We start from the raw sequence: 25,255 nt of genomic DNA, 5'->3' as shown, positions 1-25,255 counted from the left end.
GGTTTGCTTATGAGAGTCTGTTTTAAATGCCCCCCTAGCCCCCCAAGTTTGGGGGGAAAGTATTAAAAGTCCCCCAGTATTGGGGGATTTAGGGGGCAAAATACAACTTTGCAAACAAGCTATAAGAGCTTGGGGTTAAATTTCTGCCACCGCACGCTCAATTAAACGGTGGGCCAAGGTTTGAATGCCCGTATGCTCGTAGTAATTGGTGGACATATCAATGAAGGCGGCCAGGTAATCCATTTTGTCCTCCGTCACCTCCATGAAATTCCGCAGTTTCCCCAGCAACTTCTCCCGCGTAAGCTGGCGATCGCCGACAAAACTGGTCATCCAGCCCTGTACAGATCCAAAACTTTCACCGATAAAATCCAGTTGACTGCTGGTGCTATTGCCGGGAATGAGGGGCTTAATTTTCTCAAAGGTCTTATTCTGCTCCAACTCCTTGGGGGTCAACTTTTCCAAAAAGTCCATGGTAGTTAGAACAAAGCTGGGGCCAAAGGGAATAATGCCATCAAAGCTAATCAGGGCCGCCATGCGAATTAAGGACTCACCGCTGTAATCCGTCAGGGAACGCACAAAATCGCCAATGCTATTGCCGGGAATACCGTTAATTTGGCAGAAGGCCACCAGTTCCGCCACCAACTTAATGGACAGGTCAATGGCCTGGGCTTTTTGGGGATTAGGGGTAATTTTGTTTAAAAAACCGAGGAAATTAACACTTTCCCCCACCTTATTAGCCAAGGCCGCCGCCCCCAACGCACTGTCGGTGGAGTCCACAGTTTGGTAAAGCCAAAGGGCATTTTGATAACCCTGGGACTTATCGTTAAACAGCCACACTGCCCGATCGCCAATTTGTTTAACCAGAGCAGGATCCGTTTCCCCAGTCACCTTTTTGATCGTATTTTCAAAACCGACCAAATTTTCCCATTGCCCCGGCACGACAAAATCGAGGGAATTGAGCAACATCACCGTTAACCCGCCCGTAGGCAGGTCATCCACTAACTTAAAGATTGGCTTACTCACGGGAAAAACTCCTATTTAATCGCTTGACTATGGTGGGGCAACTTTACAAACAGTTTTAATTTCTGGCACTCAAATTTTCTAGCCCCTTGAGGTCAAATCGACCCAACCAAGCTTCCCGGTCCTGGGGCGTAAAAGACGGCGATCGGGACAAAACCTTGACCTGATAACGATCGCCCACCAATAGGGCAGTAGCAGTGGAACCCTGTTGCACCACGGGAAAACCGTCAATAGCCTGGGTACTAGCCTTAAATTTATTCGCCGCAGTGGGATTATTTTTGACGTCATTGATGGACATCACCGCCACATCTTGACCATTTTGCTTGAGCTTAATTTCCGCAAAGCCTTGTTTTTCCTGGGCAAAAACCCGCTCATATTCCCCTTCAGCTTGGGGGAAAAAGACGTTAAATTCTCCTCCCTTGGTGGATTCCTTTGTGACCGCATCGGCGCCCCGTTGGGTACTCTCCTGTTGGGCCTGGTCAAATTGGGAAGGGGGTTGACTAGCGCAGGCGGCGGTGCCAAACCAGAGTAGGCCCAGCACCAGGGCCAGGGAAAGGAAACGGGTGAGTCTTTTTCTCATGGTTTAGGGAAGTAAACGTCGACAGCAAAGGGAAAATGATAGACAGGAAGCGAGGTTGGCCGGAGTCGAACCGGCGGCCCAGCGCTTAGGAGGCGCTTGCTCTATCCGTCTGAGCTACAACCTCAGGTCAACGATTTATTCTGCCATATCCCCTAAATCATACCCTGAGCGGTGAAACCGGCCCCCGGTCAATTTCCCTGGTAGGGTACAATTCTTAATTGGCTTAGCTTTGTTTAATTTACAACCCGCCTGTCTTGGACAACGAGGGCCCGACCGGCACCCAGGGGCGTTTAGGATTGAGTGCAGTGGATTTATTTCAAACTTTTCAGACCCATAATCCTGTTATTGGCGTTGTACACCTCCTACCATTGCCAACTTCGGCCCGTTGGGGAGGCAATCTCACCGCCGTCATTGAGCGAGCGGAACAAGAAGCCACGGCCCTTGCCGCTGGGGGGGTGGATGGCATTATTGTGGAAAACTTTTTCGATGCCCCTTTTCCCAAACAAAGGGTAGATCCAGCGGTGGTCAGCGCCATGACCTTAATTGTCGATCGCCTGCAAAATTTGGTGGTGGCCCCGGTGGGCATCAACGTTCTGCGTAACGATGCCCATAGTGCCTTGGCGATCGCCAGTTGCGTGGGGGCAAAATTTATCCGGGTTAATGTGCTCACGGGGGTGATGGCCACGGATCAAGGTTTAATCGAAGGCAACGCCCATGAACTATTGCGCTATCGGCGGGAATTGAGCAGTGATGTGGCCATTTTGGCCGATGTGCTGGTTAAACACGCCCGACCCTTGGGTACGCCTAATTTAACCACCGCTGTTACCGACACCATTGAGCGGGGCTTGGCCGATGGCATTATTCTCTCTGGCTGGGCCACCGGCAGTCCTCCTAATTTGGAAGATCTGGAGTTAGCTACCAACGCCGCCAAGGGCACTCCAGTTTTCATTGGCAGTGGGGCAGACGAGGACAATATTGGTCAGTTAATCCAGGCGGCCAATGGGGTGATTGTGGCCAGTTCCCTCAAACGTCACGGCAATATTAACGAAGCCATTGACCCCATCCGGGTGTCCGCTTTCATTGAAGCCATGGCCGAGGGTTTAAAGTCCAAGCCTAGTAAATCCACCGTGGTGGATGCCCCTGCTGGAACAAAATCAGTGGTTTGTTGATGATTTTGTCGTTTAATTGCAAAATTTTGCTGGATTTGGCCAAAAGAGTTGCCTTTGTGTCAATTTGAGGGGCAAATATGGCAAAAATCTCCTTTTTTCCTATCTAAGTTAAACAGATGCAACAAGCTTCCCCCACGGCGATCGCCAGAATTTTGGATGCCAATTTGAACCGGGCCCGGGAAGGGTTGCGGACGGTGGAGGAATGGTGTCGTTTTGCCCTGGAAAATCGGGAACTGGCGGAGGAATGTAAACAACTGCGGCAAGCTTTGGCTCCTTGGCACCAGGATGATCTGCGGGCGGCCCGGGACACCCCTAATGATGTGGGCACCCAGTTGACCCATGCCCAGGAAGCTCTGCGTACTGATGTGCGAGCTCTGTTACAAGCCAATCTCTGTCGGGTAGAAGAGGCGTTAAGGGTGCTGGAGGAGTACGGCAAACTGCGAGACCCGGCCATGGGAGCCTGTTGTAAGCAGTTACGCTATCGGGTTTATGCCTTGGAAAGTGGGTTGTTGGGATCCAAATTAGTACAAAGATTGCAACAATGTTCCCTTTACCTAGTCACTTCTCCCCAGGAAAATCTGCTAGCTACAGTGGAAGCGGCTCTGCAAGGGGGATTAAAGTTAGTCCAGTACCGGGATAAAGATGCGGAGGATCAGTTACGGTGGCAACGGGCTAAGGATTTACGGGAATTGTGCCGACAGTATGAAGCGCTGTTTCTAGTCAACGACCGGGTCGATTTAGCCCTAGCGGTGGATGCCGATGGGGTGCATTTGGGACAGCAGGATTTACCCATAGCGGTGGCTCGTCAACTATTGGGCCCTGATAAAATCATTGGTCGCTCCACCACCAATCCAGAAGAAATGGCCAAGGCGATCGCCGAAGGAGCAGACTACATTGGCGTGGGCCCTGTCTATGCCACTCCTACTAAAGCTGGGAAAAAACCCGCTGGTTTGGAGTATGTGCAGTATGCGGTCACCAACTCTCCGGTCCCTTGGTTTGCCATTGGCGGCATTGACGGGGAGAACTTAGGGGAAGTAATGGAGGCCGGGGCAACCCAGGTGGCGATCGTCCGGGCCATCATGGAGACCACCAATCCCACCCAGGCCACAGCGCAACTGTTAACCCAACTAAGCAGGATAAATCCTTAGGCGACGGTTGGGTTCATCGCCAAAGCTATCCGACTGCAAACGGTAATGTTCCACCAGTTCATGTTGCATTTTCCGCACATGGGGCGATCGGGGTAGCAGCTCCACCGGTTGCCCTGTGGGAATGACAATTTGCTCCACAGCTAACCTGGCTTCCTCCAGCGCTTCCAATTCGTCGTTACTGCCACTGCGGGTGAACAAACGTAGATCCGCCGCTTCGGCTTTGTGGGGTTCATCCATGCCCAAAATCCGTTTCAGGGCCCGGCTAATTTGGGGAATGGTGTTGGATTTAACCCCATAAATAGGCACCTGGATGCCCTTGGCCATCTGTCGTAATTTTTGGTTGCCCTTGACGTGGGAACGCAGGGCTAACACTGCATCGGCCTGGTGTACATCCTTGGTAACCGCCACCGGTAATTGCAAGATATCAATCACCTGGTCTAACTGCGATCGCCCGACGCCATAGGGATAAACATAAACCGGTAAATCTTCGCCGTTGGGCCCCGGCACCCGGATCTTTGGTTCATCATCTCCTTCCCACTGTTGCCAGGACTGCTCCAGTAACCGCTCAAAATCTCGCACTTGGTCAGCGTTGGCATGGAGGGGAGCTTGGGGTTTCATCCGCCCAGTGGAACGTAAACCCGTAGGTCTTGGGCGCAACTGTCGATCGTCCACTAAACCCAAGGAAAAATAGGGAGGGGGTTGGGGCGTTCTTTCCTGGGGCTGGGCTTCCACCGTTTCGATTTGTAGCTCCCCTTGCTCATTCATATACCGCAACTGTTCCACCGGAGGCCGGCCCCGCAACAGATTATCAATGGTCAAGGCCACATCGCTGTGGATAGTCCATTTTTGCCGCTCCAACATCTCCACCGCCATGGAAAAAGTCGGGGGAGCTTTCCTTTCCAGCACAGTTTTTTGGGAACCCCGCCGCCGGGCTTCCTCATCCCCAAGAGTCACTGCTTGGATACCCCCCACCAGGTCGGAAAGGGTGGGATTTTTAATCAAATTTTCTAGACGGTTACCGTGGGCTGTGCCCACCAACTGCACTCCCCGTTCGGCAATGGTGCGGGCAGCTAAAGCTTCCAATTCCGTACCAATTTCGTCGATGACGATCACTTCCGGCATATGGTTTTCCACTGCCTCAATCATCACCTGATGTTGCAGTTCTGGCCTAGCCACCTGCATTCTCCGGGCCCGACCGATCGCCGGATGGGGAATGTCCCCGTCCCCAGCAATTTCGTTGGAAGTGTCGATGATCACCACCCGTTTGTGCAAATCATCCGCTAGTACCCGGGCAATTTCCCGTAGGGCAGTGGTTTTTCCCACCCCCGGTCGCCCGAGCAGCAGTAACGATTCCCCTGTTTCCACCAGGTCTTGGATGAGGTTAATGGTGCCGAACACCGCCCGGCCTACCCGACAGGTCAAGCCGATAATTTCGTTGGTGCGGTTGCGGATGGCACTGATGCGGTGCAGGGTCCTTTCAATGCCAGCCCGGTTATCACTGCTAAATAGCCCTACCCGGTCAATGGCGTACTGTAAATCCTCCTTGGCGATCGGTTCATGGCCCAAATAGACTGCAGTGCCGGGAAAACGTGCTTCCGGTAAGCGCCCTAGGTCCATGACTACTTCCACTAACTGTTGCCGCTGGGGGTGTTCGGCGATGATGGCTTGGATGGGTTTGGGCAGAATACTTAATAATTGTTCGAGGTCGTCAACGGGGTAATCCTGATGGGCCAGGCTAAGTTCCGACATTATGATGGTAAGGGCTGGGTTTATAGAATTTTCTAATTACCTACGAAGATAACAAAGGAATCTCCAGAATTGGCATAATTTCTGGGAAAATCAACTAGTAATGTTGAAGGGTAGTGATTCCCACCGTAGTCAAAGAAAATCTTAATCAGGAATCGCCCCAAACCAAGGGGACTAAAAATGAAAACTACCACACACAGCAGGGCTATGGGCCAATCAGCTTCTGGCGATCGCCGGGGTTTGTCGAGATCTTTGCTGAACAAATTGATGGCGGTGGGCATGGGATTGACCTTGGCTAGTTTCAGTATGGCCCCCGCCTTTGCCCAAACCCTGAGCGAAAAAATTGTCGCCATGGAAAAAGCCCGGGAACAGGAGTTTGCCGCCTATTTTGGTGAAAGTCTGGCCGAAGTGACCCAAACCCCAGAAGATATTGCCCTTACTCTGCAGAAAATCACGGCAGAAACCGGCAAAAAACCAGCAGTGTTGTGGATTATTCCGGAAAAAGAATTTTTACATTTAGTACTAGTCACCCCTGACCTAGACCCCATTGTGGTGGATTTGCATGACGTACCGGAGGCGGTATTAAGGCCTGTGGTGTCAACTTTTCAGCGGGAATTGCAACTCTCCCAAACCGTCAATCGCCGGGAGGCATCCCAGCAATTGTACCAATGGATTATTGCCCCCTATGCTGAAACCCTAGAAGCCCAAGGCATTGACACCCTGCTCTTTTGTCTGGGCAATGGGGTGCGGGGTTTACCCATGGCGGCCCTATTTGATGGGGAGGAATATCTCCTGGAGAAATATAGCCTGACCAACATTCCGGCTTTCAATTTAATTGACAGTAACTATAAACCACTCCAGCCCGGCAATATTTTGGCCATGGGGGCATCGGAGTTTGCTGACCAAAGTCCTTTGCCGGCAGTGCCAGTGGAATTGGAAAATATTGTCTGGGAAATGGCAATCAATCGTCCGGCGGCAGACCGTTGGCAGGCAGAAACCTTCCTCAACCAGGATTTTACGGTCGATCGCCTGCAAAAGGAGCTAGAGCAAAAACGTCCCAGCATTGTTCATTTAGCCACCCATTCTTCCTTCCGCTCCGGTAAACCAGCCAACTCCTATATCGAATTTTGGAACGATAAATTGGCTTTAAACAAAGTCAGTCAAATAAATTGGCAATCTTCAGCGGTGGAATTATTGGTGCTCAGTGCTTGCCAAACCGCCCTCGGGGACGACCAAGCGGAACTGGGTTTTGCTGGCCTAGCCCTCAAAGCCGGGGTTAAATCGGCCGTCGCCAGTTTTTGGAACGTAGACGATGCTGCTACCCTAGTGCTGATGACTGAGTTCTACCGTCAATTGGGTCAAACTTCCACCAAGGCCGAAGCCCTGCGCCAAGCCCAACTGAAAATGCTCCGAGGAGAATTAACTGCTGGACTGGAACAATCGGGCATTTCCCGGGGGGCGATCGCCTTACCCCCATCCCTAATCAATCTGGGGCAAACGAATTTTTCGGCTCCTTACTACTGGGCATCCTTCACTATGCTTAGTAGTCCTTGGTAACTATTTAGTAAGCATCTTAGTGAGCATCGGTAACCCATTTATTTCCTGATAATTTCCTCTGTCACTCCAGGGGGAAAATGGTTGGAACCTGACAGATTCCACCCATGGATGGGGGTGTTTGGACTCAATGTTATGATCTATTTAATACCCTCTCCTATCTTAGTTTTTGGCAATGGCTTCTGTTTCCTCCCAGCCTGGTAACAGTCCTTCTCTTTCTGTCCCGGAATCCAGCATTGTTTCTTCCCCTCAGCAGATCAGCGCCCAGAGGAGTATTGCCTCCGCCGACGTCGTCTCTCCCCGTATCCCCGCCGCTAACACAGCCCAAATTATCAAACTCCAGCATCACTTGGAAGGGCACCAGGGGCAACGGTTGATTTTGGTCATCCAGGACTTTCCTGACCCTGACGCTCTCTCTAGTGCCTGGGCATTTCAACTGATTGCAGCCCAGTACGAAATTCAGTGCGATATTGTCTATGCAGGCACCCTTTCCCACCAGGAAAATATTGCTTTAGTGAAGTTAACCGGCCTGCCTGCCAAGCGCTGGGGGCCGCAAATGCTCAAGGATATTGACCTCTCTGATTACCAAGGCTGTGTGCTGGTGGATAGCCAGGGCACCAATAGTCAACTGATGCCTTTAGTACAGGAAGCTAATATTCCCGTTGTGGTGATTATTGATCACCATAGTCCGCAGGACGAGGTAGAAGCGGAAGGTGCCTTTGTGGATATTCGTCCCAGCAGTCGTTCCACTGCCACCATTTTGACGGAATATCTCCAGGGGGGCATGTTGGATTTCAACAGCAGTAACCCCACCCACGTAAAATGCGCCACGGCCTTGATGCATGGACTGCGTTCTGACACCATCAATTTACTTCAGGCCCAGGAAGCGGAGTTTATGGCGGCAGCCTACCTCAGTCGCATTTATGATGCCCAGTTACTCAATGCGGTGTTACAATCAGCCCGCTCCAAACGGGTGATGGAAGTAATAGAGCGGTCTTTGCAAAACCGAGTCGTACAAAATAACTTTTCTTTGGCGGGGGTAGGTTATCTCCGCTACGAAGAACGGGACGCCATTCCCCAAGCGGCGGACTTTTTGGTTTCAGAGGAGAACGTACACACTGCTTTGGTTTACGGTATTGTCCATGACCGGGCCAATGATATTGAGTTGGTCATTGGTTCCCTCCGCACCAATAAGTTGACCCTAGACCCCGATGAATTTTTAAAAGATAGTCTCGGCATGGATGGTACAGGACGCTACTATGGCGGTGGCCGGGATATGGCCGGCGGCTTTGAAATTCCGGTGGGCTTCCTAACAGGATGCAATGACCAGGCGGAATATACCAAACTCAAATGGGAAGTGTTCGATCGCCAGTTGAAGCAAAAGTTTTTCCGCTTAATTAACCCAGACCATCGGGTGGTGCATTCTTAATTTCAGCTAAGACTTGATTGCACTCTAGGGAAAATTCATTTTTTTCAAACCAAACCATGGTTAACCTAAATCGACAAATTGCCGATGGGGTCCTGGGCGAGAAACATGCGGTCGGTGGGCAGGGGAGCCACCGGTTCCGTGAGGGCAAAGGTGCCAGCGTCTAGCCAAGCTTTGAGGGTTTCCGCCACTTCCCTGGAGCGGGCAATGCTGGCCAAGGGAGCCACCCGCACCGTTTTGCCTTCGATGGTAATTTTGCCGCTTTTGAGTTGGCCGTAGGTAACCAAACCAAAGGTGGGCCTGACCCGACGGGGAATGGAAAAATCCACCACCGGAGCCACGATGTCCTCATCTTTGACAGCACATTGCTCAATTACCTGTTCATTCAACACAGGAATGGGCACCCCCACCCCCAACATTAAAGAAGGACCATAGTTTTTTAGATAACAACCTCGCACCCAATGGGCATCCATTTGTTTGGCATCCCCAATGAGGGCTAGGGTAGCCGCCGGGCCGATGGGGGTGTGGTTGGGCAAACGTTTTTGCAGAGGAAAATGTTGGGTGCCTTCCCAGGCAATGTAACCGACACCGCCCCCCAGGAAGATTTTGGTGCCAATGCCGATCGCCTGGAGGAGAGGATCGTTAAACAGGGGACCAATGGCGCCTGGGTTGGAATAAACCGCATTGCCCAAGCGGGGTTGCAGGGGCCCCAGGTAAGTGTATAACAGGCGATCGCCACCGTTGACGCCCACGATAAAATTTTGGTAAAGATTGCGGGGATTGTAGAGGTAGAACTGATTAATTCGGTCGGTGCTAATCACCGTTTCCAAGGTAGTGCGGGGATAGCAGTCGGTGCCCTGGCCCACAGCCCGCAGGGGAATACTCTTACCAGCAATGAGATCTTCAATGATATGGCCGCCGCCCCTTTCCGCCACCCCGTCCCCTTCGTTGGGATTATCGCCAGTGTTGGTAATGTCTGCCGCCGCTGTTGCTCCTAAATATAAATCCACTGCTCCAAAGCCAGCGTAGGCCGGAATGCCATCTAGCCAGCATTGACGAATTTTAATCGGCGGGTCCGTTTGTCCAAGGTTGATCACCGCCCCGGAGGATTCCATTGGTTCAAAAGTTCCTGTGCAGACCACGTCTACCATGGCCGCCACCTTGGCCACCCCCAGTTCTGCCACCTGGGCTTTAACCTGTTCTGCCGTCCAAACCGTAGCTTTACCCCGGCGGAGTTTGTCATTAATCTCGGCGATCGTCGCCATGGCGATGGCCCTACTAAAACTTTTCGAGCCAGTCGAAAATCCGGTCTAATTCTTCCAAACTAATTAGCCCATACTGCCAGAGAATAATGGGTAGATTGTTACTATTGTCAATGGCGTTGCAAGCGGTGCGCTCGGCGATCGCCAGGGATTCTGCCGGCAGGGAAAGGTCTTGGCGGAGAAAATTTAAAAGATTCTGATAGTAGTTAGTTTGACTCATGGGGGACGGAAAAAAATTTATAAAATTTGGACTCTATTTCGGGTTGGCTAGCTAAGCTCAGCCAAAATTCTCACTACGGCCATTGCAACAATCCGTCCAACTCCGTCGTCGCTGAATGACAATGGATAGGAGGACTAACTTTTTATTCCACACACCCAAACATCGGCGGTTTCGGCCAGGGGCAACAATGGAGCCCAGTCCGAGCAACTAAAACTTTGCAACCATTCTAGGACTGAAGTCCCGTAGACAAATTCAGGCAGACCACAGGTTATGTAATAGCCTAGGACAGTCCCATCTGCTTGCAATCTATCTTGCGATATATTCGGGCTTTGGAACCACCGCAATAGTTAAATAAAGCTTAAGGTTCCGCAGTAAGGCTGGTGAAATAGGCAATGTTTTGCCTCGGGCTATTATAGATACCACACTCCCACCCGAAAAGCTAGTCAACAAAAATTTTCTGCAACAAAGTTTGATGCTGAAGGGCAGATTTTTGCAAGAACTCTACCCCGGTAGAGGGTTGTCTTTGCCGGAAATGTCCCTGCCAAACCTGGCTGAGTTCGTTGCTATCCCTGGGTAAATCCGCCAATTCCCGGCCCGGTAGTCCCACCTCTGCGATTAAACGACTAACTTTAGGGTCATAACTAAGGGCAAAGCAGGCACTGCCCTCCGCCGCGGCCATGATTAAACTGTGGAGCCGCATGCCAATGGTGAATTCCGCCCCCCGGAACAAACCTTTACATTCCCTGGGGTCGGGGCGGTAAAGAATTTCATGACTCCCCGGCAATTCCACGGCGATCGCTTCGGCAATGGCCAAATCCTGGGATTTTTGTAGGGGAATGAGCCGCACATGGGTTTGGGTCTGGTGTTGAAAATCCCTTAGGGCTTCGGTAATGACCGCCAAGCGTTCCAAGGTTAACAAAGGATGGGCCCGCAAATTCACCGCCACCATGGGCAAAGGGCTGGGGGAAGAAGACGCATTTTCAGCGGCTAAAGACCACACCGGATCCGCCGCTAAAAAAGCCTTTAAGCCCCATTGTTTAACTAATTGCAAAGAAGCTTGATCCCGTACGCTGATGCCGCTACAACCCCGGAGCACCTGTTGGGTAAACCAGCGCAACGGCGGCCTTCTAAGGGGGCCAATGCCCTGGGCCCAGGCAATGGTTTTTAAACGCCGCATCTGGGCGATCGCCATCAAACCACCGTAGTATAGGGGACTAACCACGCTGGTCACATCCTGCATCAAACTGCCTCCCCCCCAGATAAAACCGTCACATTGACCCAAAAGCTGCCAAATTTTGCCCCAGTCTCGGTTGTAGTGGGCTTTAACACCGTATCTCGCTGTGGTGACCTGGGGATTGGCGGAGAGCACCACTGGCTCCACCGTCGCAGGAAGCATTTGCAGCAAACAGACTAAAAGGGCTTCATCCCCAGCATTGTCTTGGCCGTAGTAACCACACAGAATGACACGCATTGTTATCGGACTATTTCCTCTTGTGAACTCGCTGGCAATGGGGAAGAATTTGTTTAATCATCTTTTGGGATAACTATGGCCTTTTTGCAAACCTGGCTGGCAGACTATCAAATTCCCCTCACTCTGGCAGTTATTGTTTTTGCGCTGGTGATGTTTGTGTTGGAGTGGTTACCCATCGACACCACCGCCATTCTGGTGGCTGTAATTTTAATGGTGTTGGGTTTGGTCACCCCCACGGAGGGGATTGCGGGGTTTAGCAATTCCGCCACCGTCACCATCATGGCCATGTTTATTTTAAGCTACGGCATTACCCGCACCGGCATTATCCAAATTATTCGCGATAGCCTGATCAAATTTGGCGGCGATAGTTTACGCAGACAACTTTTACTGATGGGGTTTATCGTCGGCCCCAGCTCTGCCTTTCTCAACAACACGGCGATCGTGGCGATCTTTTTGCCCATCATTGAAGAGTGGGCCAGGCAAAGACAAATCTCCGTTTCCAAACTATTAATTCCCCTCTCCTACGCCACCATTCTGGGGGGAATGATTACCCTCCTGGGTACTTCCACCAATATTCTTGCCAGCGGTTTGGCAGAAAAATTGACTGGCCAGGGGTTTAGCATTTTCCAATTCACTCCCCTGGGCTTACTCACTTTCAGTGTTGGTTTGATCTACATTGTCCTAGCGGCCCCGATACTCTTACCGGCTAGACGTAATATTTCCGATGGCAATGTGGCGGCGGAGTATCAAATTAAAGACTATGTCAGCGAAATTATTATTCCTCCCCGTTCTAGCCTGATTGGTCAAACCCTGCGGCAGAGCGAAATTCAGCGTAAATTTGACATTGATGTGTTGGAAATTATCCATAACGATACCCATTTTCCCCAACCGTTGGCGGATCGGGTGTTGACCATGGGGGATATTTTGCTGGTGCGGGCGGGGCGGGAAGATTTACTCAGAATTAAGGACGAACGAGGTATTGAAATCCTGGCCGATGTGCAATTTGTTAGCGCCGAAACCAATAATGCAGGGCCTCTGGAATCTTCCGAAGAAAAGGTGGCGGAGGTGTTAATTCTCTCTAACTCCCGTTTAATTGGTTCCACCCTGAAGGATTTACGCTTTCGTCAACGCTATAACGCCACAGTGATTGCCATTCGCCGGGGGGAGGAATTAATTCGCCAGCGCTTGGGAAAGGTGCGCCTCAAGTTTGGCGATTTACTACTACTCCAGGGACCTAGGGAAAGTTTCCTTGGTTTGCAGACTACTAGGGAATTGTTGGTATTGGAAGAAAAACCCTTGGATAATCTCCGTCTTGATAAGGCCAAAACGGCGATCGCCATTGTGGCTTTGGTCATTGTCATCGCAGGATTGGATATTTTGCCCATTAGCGTCACCAGTTGGGCCGGGGTAATGGCCATGGTGATTAGTGGTTGCCTGAAGCCGGGGGAAATTTATGGTGCTATCCGTTGGGATGTGATTTTTCTGTTGGCAGGGTTAATTCCCCTAGGCACTGCCATGGAAAATTCCGGCACCACCGCCTGGTTTGCTAGCTTTTTGGCCGATGCAGGAGGCCACCTTTCTGGCTACGCTCTATTGCTCTTGTTTTATCTTGCCACAGCTCTGCTAACGGAAATTTTGTCCAACAATGCCACCGTGGTGTTGATGTTACCCATTGCCTTCCAAGTGGCCCAAAGCTTGGGTTTAAATCCGTTAGCGTTTATGTTTGTGGTTACCTTTGCCGCTTCCAATAGCTTTATGTCCCCCATTGGCTACCAAACCAACACCATGGTCTATGGCCCTGGGGGTTACCGTTTTACAGATTTTGCCCGCATTGGCGCTCCTTTGACTGTTATCCTCACCCTAGCCACACCCCTATTGGTAATGCTGATTTACGGTGTCCAGCCAACAAATTAAACCCCTTCTCCATGGCCAAACTAAATCTTGCCCATCGTCTCGATCGCCTGCCGCACTTTGAATGGTGGCTCTGGCTGGGCATTTTTTGCCTGGGGCTGATAGGGACGTTAAACCATGCTCCTTGGCGGGATGAGGTCAATGGCTGGCTAATTGGCCGGGATAGTGTTGATTTTGCTGATTTTTGGCGTAATGTGCGCTACGAAGGCCATCCCCTGCTTTGGTATGGGTTGCTCTGGTTGTTGAATCAACTGACCCCCAACTTGCTGGCCATGCAGCTATTTCATCTCGCTCTGGCCATGGCGGCGATCGCCGTTTTTCTGCGTTACAGCCCCTTTCCCCGTTGGCAAAAGTTAATTTTCTCCCTTGGCTATTTGCCTTTTTATGAATATTTACTGATCAGTCGTAACTATGCGTTGGGATTACTGGGATTGTTCGCCTTTTGTGCCCTATTTCCCCGCAGAAAGCAAACCTATTTACCTCTGGCTTTCTGTTTAGCCTTCATGGCCAACAGCAATGCCTATGCCCTCATGATTAGTGTCTGCTTGGCGATCGCCTTGGGGGGGGAATGGATTTGGCAAAAACCCTTGGGAGTGACGTTACAGGCCCCTTGGTGGGACAGGTTGCTTAGTATTTTATTCTTCGCTGCGGCTGTGGCCCTGTCGGTGGTGGTAATGGTACAACCAGGGGACAGCACCCTCCATGGTGGGGCAGACCAATGGATTTTGCAATGGGATTGGTATCGTTTAGGGCAAGCATTGAGCCGAGTTTGGAATGGTTACATTACGATTTTAGTCCCTTCCGATCGCCGACCGTTGGATCTGGGAATTTTCAGCATTTTTTCCCTCATCCTGTTCACAATTTGGTCCTTATATTTTAGCGATTATCCACTGATTTTATTATTTTATTGGTTGGGCAGTGGCGCTATTTTACTATTTACCTACGGTAGATTTTTGGGAGCTCCTCGGCATTTTGGCAGTCTATATTTGGTTTTAATTGCTAGTTATTGGTTGAAGTTTTACCTCTCTCCCAATCCCCTGTTGAAAGAAAAAGTTCTATCTAGGGCTAAACAATGGAGTCAAAAACTAGTCCCTTATTTATTTACTTTAATTTTAGTTTGTCAATTAATCGGCGGTTTAGTAGGATACGGCAGGGACTTACTTTTGCCCTATTCTGCTAGTCGAGCAGTGGCCAATTATTTAGTTGATCAAGGCCTACAAGAAGCAACTTTAGTAGGCAGTAACGATTTTATGGCCAGTCCCATTGCTGCCCACTTAAACAGAAAAATTTATTATCCAGAAAGTCGCGCTTTAGGTAGTTTTGTGATTTTTACCGCCGAACGACAGGAAGTGAATCAACAGCAAATTTTGCAACAAATTGATCAACAATTGGGACTTAAGCTAAGCCCACCGATAATTCTGATTTTAAACACTCCTTTAGAAGTAAGCCAGCCCGGTTTAAGCATTACTCCCTTGGCAGAATTTCGCCATAGCTTTATTCAAGAAGAGCAGTATTATCTTTACCAAATTAATCGGCAAAACTAAAGTGACAGTTACGACCAGCTTTTTTCGCTTTAAATAAAGCCTGATCTGCCCAGTCAATTAACTGTTTTGGTGGTACATTAGGGAGCGGCACCATGGTGGCACTACCAATGCTGAGGGTGAGATAGGGTTGGATAATGGAACTGCGGTGGGGAATTTGGGCCTGTTTAAACACACTTTGGAGATGAATTACCACATTTTGACAGCCTTGCTTGTTGGTTTGGGGTAATACCAGGGCGAATTCTTCCCCCCCATAACGGGCCGTTAAATCCGTTCCCCGACGCATTACTTTTTTGAGCAAATTGGCTACTTTTTTTAAGCATTCATCCCCTTCTAAATGACCATAGGTGTCGTTATATTGTTTAAAAAAATCGATGTCGCACAAAATTAAACTGAGATATTGATGATGCTTGGCCAATTTTTGCCATTGTTGCTCTAAAAAGTGGTCTAAATAGCGGCGATTAGCAATGCCTGTGAGCCCATCCATGTTAGCTAGGTAATGCACTTGGGCAAATAGGGCCGATTGTTGAATGGCGATCGCCACTTGACTGCTGAGATGGCACAAAAATTCTATTTCCCAGGGCAACCATGACCGTTTTTGGTCTCCGACCCGGACAACCAATTGCCCCCAAAGGCAATCCTCTTGATGGGGCTTTTGGGGCCGGATAGGGATTATAAGCACCCCGTCTTTAGCCCTGGGCCCCAAGGTTATTTCGTCCAGGGGAAGTTGACGGAGGGAATTGATAGTTTGGCAAGGAATCGGTTCCGTTGGTTCACCGTTGGAATCCGGTCCCCGCTCGGGGATATGACGGCGATCGCCATTGGCTGGGAGGGAAGAACTCGGGGCCGCCACCAGAATTCTGCTTGCCCTGGGGGAATAGCAACGGTAAATAACCACTTGGTCTGCCTGGAGAAATTTACGTACCTCATCCACAGTGGTCTGCAAAATAACCGATAAATCCAAGGACTGGCGAATTTCTTCCAGAATGCGGGCCATTAATCGTTCCCGTTCAATCTGTACCTGCAATTCTCGCCGAGCTTTTTTCCTTTCCAAAGCATAGAGAATTGATTTGGCAATCTGACTTTCCCGCAGGTGTTCCTTAACTAAATAATCCTCCGCTCCCTTTTGTAAGGCCGCCAAACCCATGTTTAAGTCTGTGGCCGCCGTTAGCACAATAATGGGAATATGGGGCGCAAACTTCTGCACGGTCCTCAAGGCTTCAATCCCCTGGCCATCGGGTAAAAATAAATCTAGTAAAATGGTGTCGAAAATACCACTCTGGAGGCGATTAACGCCCTGGGCTAGGGTCCGGGTCACCTGGAGCTGTACCGCAAAAAAAGATTGACTTTCCAGTAAAACCTTGAGCAATTCCACCTGGCATTGCTGATCTTCAATCAGTAAAACGTGCAGTCTGCGCTGGTAAAAAGTCACAAAAGTTCGCAGATATTCCGAAGTAGGGGTTAGCTGGGGTAATGGCGGTAGGCAAGAAACTTTCTCAGAACGCTGAAATTATCTGATAGTGAGGCTTAGGGAGTTCAAAATTTCTGGAGTTTTCTCAGCGACTAAAAGCCCTTGCGACAAAGCATTGAGAGAGATACAGAACTTTTGCCCATAAATAAATTCTAACATCGGCCTAACCAACCCTGCCCCGGCAAATCAACGGAAGAAAATATAAATTAGACGGTACACTGAAAGCCTATCTTCATATTTTTTTCCTGTTAGTACCATTTAGTACCATGGCTCAAACTCCCCTCCGCATTGGCATTGCTGGCCCTGTGGGCTCTGGCAAAACGGCCCTTTTGGAAGCCCTCTGCAAAGCCTTGAGGCAAAAATATCAATTGGCTGTGGTCACTAACGATATTTACACTCAGGAAGATGCCCAATTTTTAGTCCGAGCGGAAGCCCTCACCCCCGATCGCATCCTTGGGGTAGAAACTGGAGGGTGTCCCCACACGGCCATTCGAGAAGATGCTAGTCTCAACCTAGCGGCGATCGCCGATTTAGAGGCCCGTTTTATGCCCCTGGATATGGTGTTTTTGGAGAGTGGGGGAGATAATTTAGCAGCCACCTTTAGCCCGGAATTGGTGGATTTAACCCTCTATGTCATTGACGTAGCGGCGGGGGACAAAATTCCCCGTAAGGGCGGCCCAGGCATTACCAAATCAGATTTATTGGTGATTAATAAGATTGATTTAGCACCGATGGTGGGGGCAGATTTGGGAATCATGGATCGGGATGCAAAAAAAATGCGGGGGGAAAAACCCTTTGTCTTTACTAACTTGAAAACAGCCACTGGATTAAGTACCGTGGTAGATTTTGTTGAACATTATTTACCAACTAAGGTTTTGGCAAGTTAATTAATTCAAGCTTAAGAGCCTTTTTAAAAAGTTGAGTTTTGGCTGTTTAATCCCCCCTAGCCCCCCTTAGAAAGGGGGGAACTCTTACAAAAGACCCCCAGTATTGCCGGAGCTTTAGTGAGGAGATTTAGGGGGCAGAATAAAACTTTTCAAATAAGTTCTAACGCTAGTAGTTCAAAGACTTAAGTAAACTTTAACCGACAGTCAACAAGCTGCTGATAAGTCATCAGTTAATCTACTTATTTGTTGAGCAACTATTTGATAAAGGTGATTTTGAGGGGATAGCGGTACCGGATTCCTTCATTGGCTTTAATGGCCGCCATAATTGTTACTACTAAGTCAAAAATCAAAACACCAATTAAAAGGGGAATGCCAATTAATAAGAGAATCAAGACGGCGGAAACAATCACATAAATTAAGATACTAATTTGGAAATTTAACGCTTCCTTAGCCTGATCATTAACAAATTCGGACTCATCTTTTTTCATTAGCCACACCACCAAAGGACCGATGATGTTACCAAAAGGGATCAAGTAGCCGGCAAAGGTGCTCAGATGGGCGATCATGGCCCAATTTCTGCTTTCTGGATCCACTTGGTTGGGTTGGTTAGTCATAATTGGTATTCCACTGTGTATATTTGGTTAACATTGGACCATTGTACAGAGACTTTTCCATAGCCAAAGCTGGTTTATCCCCAGTTTAAGTTACGCCATTATGTCCAACAGATTTTGAAGTTAATTTTAAAGTTAAATTTTGCCATTAAGCTTGATAAAACTTAATAGAAAAATTGTTTTGTTTCTGACCAAACCATGGTTTATGCCCCTCGCCCATTGCCGTCCCGTTCCTTGCCCGTACCGGCCAGCGTTAGCCCAGCCTTAAAAAAGGCGATCGCCCAATCGTTGCAAGGGGCCATGGAAGCAATCAAAAATATCCCGCCTCTGGAGGATAAACCAGCCTGGCAAACTCTCATTGCCGCCTATGACCAAGCTAGCCAAGTTTTATGGCAAAAATTACGGCAACAATTTCCGGTGACGTTGACCAAGAAAAGCATCGCCGGGGTAAATGTTTATCGAGTGACTCCTCCAATCATTAGTCCGGAAAATAGCCAAAGAATTTGGGTGCATCTCCACGGGGGCGGTTACGCTTTGGCCGGCGGAGAACTGGGGACGGGGGAAGCAGTCTTAGCGGCCCACTACGGTCAGGTGGGAGTAATTAGTATTGATTACCGTCAGCCACCCAATTACCCTTTTCCAGCGGCATTGGAAGATGCTTTGGTCATGTGGCAGGAGTTGGTGAAAACCCATGATGTTAATCGGTTAGCCCTGTTCGGTACCTCTGCGGGGGGCGGTTTATTGCTAGCCCTGGTTTGTCAACTGCGGCAACTTAATTTGCCCCTACCAGCGGCGATCGCCCCTTTGTCCCCCTGGGTAGATTTAACCAAAACTGGAGATACCCACTTCACCAATGAATATGTTGACCGCACTGCCATTAGCTACGACGGTCTGATTGAAGGTTTGGCCCGACTTTATGCGGGAGAATTACCCCTCACCCATCCGCTTATTTCACCTATTTACAATGATTTAGCTGGTTTACCTCCTACCCTACTCATTAGTGGTACTAGAGATTTATTGCTGAGCGACACGGCCCGACTACAAAGAAAACTGAGACAAAACAAGGTGCCGGTGGATTTACAGCTATTTGAAGGTCTTTCCCATGCTGAATATCTCTACGAATTTGACACACCGGAATCGGCAGAGGTTTTTAGGGAACTGAGCCAATTTTTTAACCGGCATTTACAAAAGTAAGGGGTAGATAGTTTGTTATCTTGGGTAAAAATGACTCTGTTTTTGCCCTTTGTCCTGCCCAGGCAGCGTTAATTATGTCTAACCGCCCAGGAAAGTTACTTTTTGCTGGATTGATGGGTTTAGCCCTCGCTTTCCCCTTTGGTATTTCCCCCTCCTATGGCTCCACGGTTAAATCTTCCTCCCAGTTAATAGCCCTAAAGTTTCCTCAAGCAAATACTGACCGAGGACAAACGGCCACCAGTGGGGGTGGGGGAGTCAGACAAACTAGCGGTGGTAGTTGTTTAACCAAGGCTAACTTACCCTTTCAGCTTTTAATTCCCGGTGATTATAACCAAGGCAGCGGCTTCCACAATACCGCCAACAAAGAAACTTTTATCTATGCCTATGTGCCTCCCCAGTCGGAGGTGACAGCCAAGGTACAGTTGGCAGACCCCATTACTAAGGCGCAAAATCAAACGACTTTCGCTGTGTCGAAGGAAGGGGGCATTGTTCGTTTCCCTGTTACCTTGCCGGATAATGCCATTAAGGATGATTTTTATAACGTTACTTTGACCCTTATTTGTGATGCCAATAACGCCGCAGATAATCTCACAGTGGAGCTGACAGTGAACTATACTCCCCTAGCTCCTTCCCCCACTAAGCCTGATTCTTCCCTAGCAAAGGCGGCATTTTATGCGGAACAGGGCCTGTGGTTGGATGCCCTGAATGCCCTAGCGGCGATCGCCAAGGAGGAACCCGAAGAATGGCAGGAATTTCTGGAGTCGGGGGGATTTAAAACCTGGGCGGAGGCCCCCGTGGTGGAATGTTGCCAAATGGTCAAAACTTCCGCCTCTGCTAACTGACCACCGGAGAAAACTAAAGGAAATACCAGAGAACATTAATGGGTTGGACCATACCGTCAGCTTGGAAAAGGTTTGTTTGGCAATCCCGGGGTATTTGGATTGCGACCCCTGCTGTGACGGCCATGGTGATTTTGCTCCGCTTTACAGGGCTTTTACAGGTGCTGGAATGGCAGAGCTACGATGCTGGGGTAAGGCTTTTACCAAGGCACGAAGATGACCGCATTGTCATTGTCGGCATTGATGAACAGGACGTCACCTACCTCAACACCCCCATCATTGATGATCAACTGCTGGCCAAAATTCTGACCAAGCTGAAGGCCCAACAACCAGCGGCGATCGGGCTGGATCTCTACCGGGATTTACCCATGCCACCGGGCACAGACGAGTTAGCGGCAGTATTCACCAGTACCCCTAATTTGGTGGGCATTGAGAAGGTAGCGGGTAAACCGGGCATTGAAACCGTTAATCCCCCACCATTGTTGAAGGAAAATAATCAAGTCGGAGCCAATGATTTGATCATTGATGCCGACAATATTGTCCGCCGGGGCTTTATTTATTTGGTGCGGGACGGGGAACCCCATTACAGCTTTGGGCTACATCTGGCTCTGCATTTTTTAGATAGCCTAAAAATTTATCCGGAACCGGTGCGGGAGGGCAGTGATGACTTTCGCCTAAACCAAGTGACATTTTCCCCTCTCCAGTCGGACAGCGGTGGTTATATTCGAGCGGATGATGGGGGCTTTCAATTACTGATTGATTATCAATCCACTTTTCCCAAAGTTTCCCTCACTGATGTGTTGGAGGATAAACTGCCGGCGGATTGGGGCAAGGGCAAAATCATCCTCTTGGGTAAGGTGGGGGAAAGCTTCAAGGATTTATATTTCACCCCCAATAGCAGTACTTTTGGTTTGTCCAGAGCCGTGCCGGGGGTGGAGATCCACGGCAATATCATCAGCCAAATCCTTAACGCTGGCATGGAAGGTCAACCCCTCCTGAAAAGTTGGTCTGAACCGGTGGAATGGCTTTGGGTAGGGCTCTGGTCTTTTTTCGGAGCGGTGATTACCTGGCAGTTACGCTATGCTACCCGTCGTTCCGGAGGGCAATGGTTGCCGATCGCCGCCATTGTGGGCAGCTTAGGAGCGTTACTGGCCATTAGCTATGGCGCATTGCTGGCTGGGTGGTGGTTGCCCGTTATTCCCCCCATGTTGGGTTTATTAGGATCGGGGGTATTTATTGTCACCTGGATGGCCCGGGCTGGGGTCCAAGTCCGCAACACTTTTGGCCGTTATTTGACCGATCAAGTGGTGGCCACCCTACTGGAAAACCCCGAAGGACTAAAAATGGGAGGCGATCGCCGTCCCATCACTATCCTTACTTCAGATTTAAGGGGATTTACTAGCACCTCCGAAGGATTAAACCCCGAGGAAGTGGTTAAGGTTTTAAATATCTACTTTGGCAAAATGGCCGATGTCATTACCCACCATGGCGGCACCATTGACGAATTTATGGGGGACGGCATTTTGGTGCTATTTGGGGCTCCCACTTCCCAGCAAGACGACGCGCTGCGGGCGGTGGCCTGTGGGGTGGAAATGCAACTGGCCCTACGGGAAGTAAATCAACAGGTGACGGGATTGGGGCTACAACCTTTAGAAATGGGCATTGGCATCAATACCGGCGAAGTGGTAGTGGGCAACATTGGTTCTGAAAAGCGCACCAAGTATGGCGTGGTGGGAGCACAAGTTAACCTCACCTATCGTATTGAGTCCTACACCACCGGGGGACAAATTTTCATTTCCTCCACTACCCTAGAGGCCGCTGGCGATCGGGTTCACGTTAACGGGAACAGAACCGTGCAACCCAAAGGAGTGAAGGATCCCGTCGTCATTTGGGACGTGGCCGGTGTGGGGGAGCCCTATAATCTCTCCTTAGCGGTGGAAGAACAAAAATATGTTCCCATCCCCCAGCCCCTATCCCTGGAATACATCTGCTTGGAAGGAAAACATATCACCGACGCAGTAATTCCCGGTACGTTGCAGCAAATCTCCGCTAAAGGGGGATTTATTCAGATTTCTCCAAACCACAACTGTCCAGAGGGTCTAACCAATATTAAAATTAACCTGAGAGAAGACGGAGAGCCAGGAAAAACACCGGCACTCTACGCCAAAGTATTAGACTTAGCCCCTGGGGAAAGTCACGGTTTTTACGTCCATTTTTCTGCAATGCCCACCGACATCGCCCAGCGTTTTTATCAACTTTACCAAGGAGCACTGGCCCAGCCCGCGGCCATTGCTTCCGCTCAGGGGGGCTAGATTGTGGCCGCTAACCTAACCTTTCTTGGCTCCGGCTCTGCTTTCACGGTGGGGGCGGACAATTTTCAATCCAATGCCATTCTCACCCTCGATAACGGCAAAAAGTTCCTAATTGATTGTGGCACCGACATTCGTTTTTCCCTCTACGCCCTCGGCCTGAGTCATCGGGACATCACCGATATCTACGTTAGCCATCTCCATTCAGACCATGTGGGGGGATTAGAATACGTTGGTTTTAGCACCATGTTTGACCCCAACTGCGGCAAACCCAACTTATATCTAAGTCAGGATATTGCGGCGGATTTATGGGAGCGTTCCCTGGCCGGGGGGATGGAAGCCATTGAAGGAGGAATGACGGAAGTTGATAGCTATTTTCAGATCCACGCCTTGGGACCAGGAGAAACGTTCACTTGGGAAAATGTTAACTTCCAATTAATTAAGCTCAACCATGTGGATACGGGGTCAATGTTGATGCCCGCCTATGGTCTTTTTTTCACGGTCAATCACTTCCAAGTTTTCTTTAGCAACGACACCAAATTTAGCTACGATCGCCTGCAGGAATATTTTCATCGGGCCGATATCATTTTCCATGATTGCGAAATTTCCCCCTATCCCAGCCCCGTCCACGCCCATTACAACGAGTTGCGTAAACTGCCCGCCGCCATCAAAGCAAAAATGTGGCTCTATGGCTACCAACCGGGGCCATTGCCGCCCGCGTTGGAAGATGGCTTTCTGGGCTTTGTTAAGCGGGGTCAACGGTTTGACTTAGTTTAACCCCCAGCATCGGAGCCAAATTCTAGGGGCCATACCAAAGTCTTTACTGCCTGGGTAACAGTGGCTAAGCACCGTACAAATATGGGGTAAACTTTATCCTAAACCCTTCCCAATCCCATCTTTGCCCATGCTCGGCGGTCAATATTATCTCATTGCATTTATTTTGGCGGTGATTGTGGTTTGGTTCACGACACCATTGATTAACCATTGGGGACGGAGGGCCGGTTATGTAGACCAACCCAGTGCTCGCAAAATGCATCATCGACCCATGGTGCGCCTAGGGGGAGTATCCATTTTCCTCGGTAGCTTAGTGGCCCTGTTGGTGGTTTGGAATCTTGGGGCCTTCGGTGCCATGAGTACCAAAGGGGAATGGGAAGTCTGGGGCGTAGTGCTGGGGGGTTTAGCCTTTTTTGGCATTGGTTTATTTGATGACCTGTTCGATCTGAGTCCTTTTTCCCGTTTATTGGCCCAGGTGGCGATCGCCTCGGTGGTGTGGAATATGGGAGTCAGAATTGACTTTTTTACCCTGCCCTTCCTGGGAAACTTGGTGTACCTAAACATTTTAAGTTTGCCTATTACGGTGATTTGGTTAGTGGGTTTGGCCAACGCCATTAACTGGATTGACGGCTTGGATGGTTTAGCAGCGGGGGTCTGTGGCATTGCCGCAGTGGTGCTATTTGTCCTCTGTTTGTTTATGGAACAATCGGAGGCGGCCTTGATTGCAGCAGCCCTGGCCGGGGGGGCCCTGGGTTTTTTGCGCTATAACTTCAATCCTGCCCAGATTTTCATGGGGGATGGGGGAGCCTACTTTATGGGTTTTACCTTGGGGGCCGTAGCAGTAATTGGCCTGGTGAAAGTGGCAGCCATGGCCACGGTGGCGGTGACGGCGGTTTTATTGCCCTATCTGGTGCTGGCGGTGCCAATTTTAGATATGTCGGTGGTGATTCTCTCCCGGGTTATTAAGGGAAAATCCCCCTTTAAGGCGGATAAGGGTCACCTGCACCATCGTTTGATCAATGCCGGTATTTCCCATCGTCTAACGGTACTGTTTATCTATGCTCTTACTCTCTGGGCCGGTAGCCTAGCTTTGGGATTTTCCAATATTCCCAGCGGTTGGGGCTTTGCCATTGGCGCCACTGTGCTGTTGATTTATCTCGGCTGGCAAGTGTGGCGTAATAGTCGCAATGTGGGGGAACAGGACTGAATTTATTGCCATGCCCAACATTTTAATCGTGGAAGATGACCAGGAAATCGCCCAGCTAATCAGGGAAACGTTGGAGCGAGAACAGTTTACCTGCATTGTCACCAATGATGGAGAAACTGGTTTAAGAATTTTCCAGGAACAGGTTCCAGATTTAATTGTGTTGGATTTGATGTTACCCAAATTGGATGGACTGGAAGTTTGTACCCGCATTCGCCAACAACCGGGCAGCAAAGACCCCTATATTCTGATGTTGACCGCCAAAGGGGAGGAGATCGACCGCATTATTGGCCTCTCCACCGGGGCCGATGATTATTTGGTCAAACCCTTCAGTCCGAGGGAATTGGTCGCTAGGGTACGGGCCCTATTGCGGCGGCAATTGCGCCAGGGGCAACCAGTGGGACAAATTTATCGTACAAACCATTTTCAGGTGGACCTAGACCAACATCAGGCGAGTCGTTACCAGGGCGATCGCCAGGAAGAGTTGGAGTTGACCGGGTTGGAATTTAATTTATTAGCTACGTTTATGAGCTATCCGGGGCGGGTCTGGAATCGGACCCAATTAATTGAAAAGTTGTGGGGCAATGATTTTTTTGGCGATGAACGGGTGGTGGATACCCACATTCGTCGATTACGCAAGAAAATTGAACCGGACCCCGCTAATCCTACTTTTATTAAAACGGTGATCGGTTTGGGCTATAAGTTTGAAGACCCTGATTAAGGGGCGGTTTTGGTTCCCATGGTTGGCTTAGGCAGGTAGACCTTCTGTCCAGAAACCTACAACGCATTAGCATTTTTGTGGTCGTTATAGTCACTTCAATTAACGATGAGAGAATTTAATGTAAAATTATGGGGTGTACAAAATGAACAGGTTTAAACAATGGCTTACAGTTTAGATTTAAGGCAAAGGGTAGTAGC

The 25,255-nt window shown here is 49.6% G+C and carries 21 protein-coding genes and 1 tRNA gene; 13 read left to right on the top strand and 9 right to left on the bottom strand.

Annotated features, from left to right (window positions below):
* Positions 1–135: 135 nt before the first annotated feature.
* The 3 genes from H6G46_RS02050 to H6G46_RS02040 form a co-directional block, all read right to left on the bottom strand.
* A complete protein-coding gene (locus H6G46_RS02050; protein ID WP_010871614.1) occupies positions 136–1,023 on the bottom strand; it encodes a hypothetical protein in 888 nt (295 codons plus the stop codon).
* A gap of 55 nt (positions 1,024–1,078) precedes the next feature.
* Entirely contained in the window at positions 1,079–1,600 is a 522-nt protein-coding gene (locus H6G46_RS02045; RefSeq protein WP_010871613.1) for a hypothetical protein, read from the bottom strand.
* Positions 1,601–1,650: 50 nt separating this feature from the next.
* Positions 1,651–1,724 (bottom strand) — tRNA-Arg (locus tag H6G46_RS02040).
* A gap of 181 nt (positions 1,725–1,905) precedes the next feature.
* On the opposite strand from H6G46_RS02040, the gene btpA reads away from it, so the two are divergent.
* Both btpA and H6G46_RS02030 read left to right on the top strand, forming a co-directional pair.
* Positions 1,906–2,769, top strand: coding sequence for a photosystem I biogenesis protein BtpA (gene btpA / locus H6G46_RS02035; RefSeq protein WP_010871612.1), 864 nt, complete (start codon positions 1,906–1,908; stop codon positions 2,767–2,769).
* 116 nt (positions 2,770–2,885) lie between these two features.
* Positions 2,886–3,917: a thiamine phosphate synthase gene (locus H6G46_RS02030; RefSeq protein WP_010871611.1), complete on the top strand. Its 1,032-nt coding sequence runs from the start codon at positions 2,886–2,888 to the stop codon at positions 3,915–3,917.
* Here the strand turns inward: H6G46_RS02030 and H6G46_RS02025 are convergent.
* Entirely contained in the window at positions 3,897–5,666 is a 1,770-nt protein-coding gene (locus H6G46_RS02025; RefSeq protein WP_010871610.1) for a R3H domain-containing nucleic acid-binding protein, read from the bottom strand. The genes H6G46_RS02030 and H6G46_RS02025 overlap by 21 nt on opposite strands.
* 177 nt (positions 5,667–5,843) lie before the next feature.
* Between H6G46_RS02025 and H6G46_RS02020 the strand changes: the two genes are divergently transcribed.
* A complete protein-coding gene (locus H6G46_RS02020; protein ID WP_010871609.1) occupies positions 5,844–7,220 on the top strand; it encodes a CHAT domain-containing protein in 1,377 nt (458 codons plus the stop codon).
* A gap of 172 nt (positions 7,221–7,392) precedes the next feature.
* Positions 7,393–8,646 carry a bifunctional oligoribonuclease/PAP phosphatase NrnA gene (locus H6G46_RS02015; RefSeq protein ID WP_010871608.1) on the top strand — a complete coding sequence of 418 codons (1,254 nt, stop codon included), beginning with the start codon at positions 7,393–7,395 and terminating at the stop codon, positions 8,644–8,646.
* 65 nt (positions 8,647–8,711) lie between these two features.
* Here the strand turns inward: H6G46_RS02015 and H6G46_RS02010 are convergent, their stop codons facing one another.
* The 3 genes from H6G46_RS02010 to csaB all read right to left on the bottom strand — a co-directional run bounded on the left by H6G46_RS02010 (position 8,712) and on the right by csaB (position 11,596).
* Positions 8,712–9,908 (bottom strand): homocysteine biosynthesis protein, encoded by a 1,197-nt coding sequence (locus tag H6G46_RS02010; protein WP_010871607.1) that lies wholly within the window; start codon positions 9,906–9,908, stop codon positions 8,712–8,714.
* 13 nt (positions 9,909–9,921) lie between these two features.
* A complete protein-coding gene (locus tag H6G46_RS02005) occupies positions 9,922–10,125 on the bottom strand; it encodes a DUF2949 domain-containing protein (protein ID WP_010871606.1) in 204 nt (67 codons plus the stop codon).
* Positions 10,126–10,564: 439 nt separating this feature from the next.
* Positions 10,565–11,596, bottom strand: coding sequence for a polysaccharide pyruvyl transferase CsaB (gene csaB / locus H6G46_RS02000; RefSeq protein WP_010871605.1), 1,032 nt, complete (start codon positions 11,594–11,596; stop codon positions 10,565–10,567).
* A 75-nt stretch (positions 11,597–11,671) separates the two neighbouring features.
* On the opposite strand from csaB, the gene H6G46_RS01995 reads away from it, so the two are divergent.
* Both H6G46_RS01995 and H6G46_RS01990 read left to right on the top strand, forming a co-directional pair.
* Positions 11,672–13,510 carry an SLC13 family permease gene (locus tag H6G46_RS01995; RefSeq protein WP_010871604.1) on the top strand — a complete coding sequence of 613 codons (1,839 nt, stop codon included), beginning with the start codon at positions 11,672–11,674 and terminating at the stop codon, positions 13,508–13,510.
* A gap of 11 nt (positions 13,511–13,521) precedes the next feature.
* The gene (locus tag H6G46_RS01990; protein WP_010871603.1) at positions 13,522–15,051 is read left to right on the top strand and encodes a hypothetical protein; all 1,530 of its coding nucleotides are present in this window, start codon (positions 13,522–13,524) and stop codon (positions 15,049–15,051) included.
* Here the strand turns inward: H6G46_RS01990 and rre8 are convergent.
* Complete coding sequence (rre8, locus tag H6G46_RS01985; protein ID WP_010871602.1) at positions 15,035–16,480, bottom strand: high salinity-induced biofilm formation responseregulaton Rre8; 1,446 nt, start codon at positions 16,478–16,480, stop codon at positions 15,035–15,037. The genes H6G46_RS01990 and rre8 overlap by 17 nt on opposite strands.
* Before the next feature lie 305 nt (positions 16,481–16,785).
* On the opposite strand from rre8, the gene ureG reads away from it, so the two are divergent.
* Positions 16,786–17,406, top strand: coding sequence for an urease accessory protein UreG (gene ureG, locus H6G46_RS01980; RefSeq protein WP_010871601.1), 621 nt, complete (start codon positions 16,786–16,788; stop codon positions 17,404–17,406).
* 254 nt (positions 17,407–17,660) lie between these two features.
* On the opposite strand, the gene H6G46_RS01975 is transcribed toward ureG, so the two are convergent.
* On the bottom strand, positions 17,661–18,020 hold the full coding sequence (locus H6G46_RS01975) for a DUF4870 domain-containing protein (RefSeq protein ID WP_010871600.1): 360 nt from the start codon (positions 18,018–18,020) through the stop codon (positions 17,661–17,663).
* A 195-nt stretch (positions 18,021–18,215) separates the two neighbouring features.
* On the opposite strand from H6G46_RS01975, the gene H6G46_RS01970 reads away from it, so the two are divergent.
* From H6G46_RS01970 to H6G46_RS01945, 6 genes are all read left to right on the top strand, one after another.
* Positions 18,216–19,211 (top strand): alpha/beta hydrolase, encoded by a 996-nt coding sequence (locus H6G46_RS01970; protein ID WP_010871599.1) that lies wholly within the window; start codon positions 18,216–18,218, stop codon positions 19,209–19,211.
* 74 nt (positions 19,212–19,285) lie between these two features.
* Complete coding sequence (locus H6G46_RS01965) at positions 19,286–20,053, top strand: DUF928 domain-containing protein (protein ID WP_010871598.1); 768 nt, start codon at positions 19,286–19,288, stop codon at positions 20,051–20,053.
* A gap of 38 nt (positions 20,054–20,091) precedes the next feature.
* Positions 20,092–22,362, top strand: a complete 2,271-nt coding sequence (locus H6G46_RS01960; protein WP_010871597.1) for an adenylate/guanylate cyclase domain-containing protein — start codon at positions 20,092–20,094, stop codon at positions 22,360–22,362.
* A 3-nt stretch (positions 22,363–22,365) separates the two neighbouring features.
* Positions 22,366–23,136 carry an MBL fold metallo-hydrolase gene (locus H6G46_RS01955; protein WP_010871596.1) on the top strand — a complete coding sequence of 257 codons (771 nt, stop codon included), beginning with the start codon at positions 22,366–22,368 and terminating at the stop codon, positions 23,134–23,136.
* Between the two features lie 127 nt (positions 23,137–23,263).
* Positions 23,264–24,340, top strand: a complete 1,077-nt coding sequence (locus H6G46_RS01950) for an MraY family glycosyltransferase (protein ID WP_010871595.1) — start codon at positions 23,264–23,266, stop codon at positions 24,338–24,340.
* 10 nt (positions 24,341–24,350) lie between these two features.
* Positions 24,351–25,058: a response regulator transcription factor gene (locus H6G46_RS01945; protein ID WP_020861430.1), complete on the top strand. Its 708-nt coding sequence runs from the start codon at positions 24,351–24,353 to the stop codon at positions 25,056–25,058.
* Positions 25,059–25,255: the final 197 nt, after the last annotated feature.

It is taken from the genome of Synechocystis sp. FACHB-908, assembly GCF_014698595.1.
Lineage (GTDB): Bacteria > Cyanobacteriota > Cyanobacteriia > Cyanobacteriales > Microcystaceae > Synechocystis.
Note: the sequence above shows the minus strand (reverse complement) of the source record. Positions and strands in the feature narration are given on the sequence as shown.

Bases quoted from the DNA above. Each gene is read 5' to 3' on its own strand.
- H6G46_RS02030 (WP_010871611.1), top strand. From the start codon at position 2,886: ATGCAACAAGCTTCCCCCACGGCGATCGCCAGAATTTTGGATGCCAAT.
- H6G46_RS01950 (WP_010871595.1), top strand. From the start codon at position 23,264: ATGCTCGGCGGTCAATATTATCTCATTGCATTTATTTTGGCGGTGATT.
- H6G46_RS02010 (WP_010871607.1), bottom strand. From the start codon at position 9,908: ATGGCGACGATCGCCGAGATTAATGACAAACTCCGCCGGGGTAAAGCT.
- H6G46_RS02025 (WP_010871610.1), bottom strand. From the start codon at position 5,666: ATGTCGGAACTTAGCCTGGCCCATCAGGATTACCCCGTTGACGACCTC.
- H6G46_RS02020 (WP_010871609.1), top strand. From the start codon at position 5,844: ATGAAAACTACCACACACAGCAGGGCTATGGGCCAATCAGCTTCTGGC.
- csaB (WP_010871605.1), bottom strand. From the start codon at position 11,596: ATGCGTGTCATTCTGTGTGGTTACTACGGCCAAGACAATGCTGGGGAT.
- H6G46_RS01990 (WP_010871603.1), top strand. From the start codon at position 13,522: ATGGCCAAACTAAATCTTGCCCATCGTCTCGATCGCCTGCCGCACTTT.
- H6G46_RS01960 (WP_010871597.1), top strand. From the start codon at position 20,092: ATGGGTTGGACCATACCGTCAGCTTGGAAAAGGTTTGTTTGGCAATCC.
- H6G46_RS02015 (WP_010871608.1), top strand. From the start codon at position 7,393: ATGGCTTCTGTTTCCTCCCAGCCTGGTAACAGTCCTTCTCTTTCTGTC.
- H6G46_RS01975 (WP_010871600.1), bottom strand. From the start codon at position 18,020: ATGACTAACCAACCCAACCAAGTGGATCCAGAAAGCAGAAATTGGGCC.
- ureG (WP_010871601.1), top strand. From the start codon at position 16,786: ATGGCTCAAACTCCCCTCCGCATTGGCATTGCTGGCCCTGTGGGCTCT.
- H6G46_RS01945 (WP_020861430.1), top strand. From the start codon at position 24,351: ATGCCCAACATTTTAATCGTGGAAGATGACCAGGAAATCGCCCAGCTA.
- H6G46_RS01970 (WP_010871599.1), top strand. From the start codon at position 18,216: ATGGTTTATGCCCCTCGCCCATTGCCGTCCCGTTCCTTGCCCGTACCG.
- H6G46_RS02045 (WP_010871613.1), bottom strand. From the start codon at position 1,600: ATGAGAAAAAGACTCACCCGTTTCCTTTCCCTGGCCCTGGTGCTGGGC.
- H6G46_RS02005 (WP_010871606.1), bottom strand. From the start codon at position 10,125: ATGAGTCAAACTAACTACTATCAGAATCTTTTAAATTTTCTCCGCCAA.
- H6G46_RS01965 (WP_010871598.1), top strand. From the start codon at position 19,286: ATGTCTAACCGCCCAGGAAAGTTACTTTTTGCTGGATTGATGGGTTTA.
- H6G46_RS01995 (WP_010871604.1), top strand. From the start codon at position 11,672: ATGGCCTTTTTGCAAACCTGGCTGGCAGACTATCAAATTCCCCTCACT.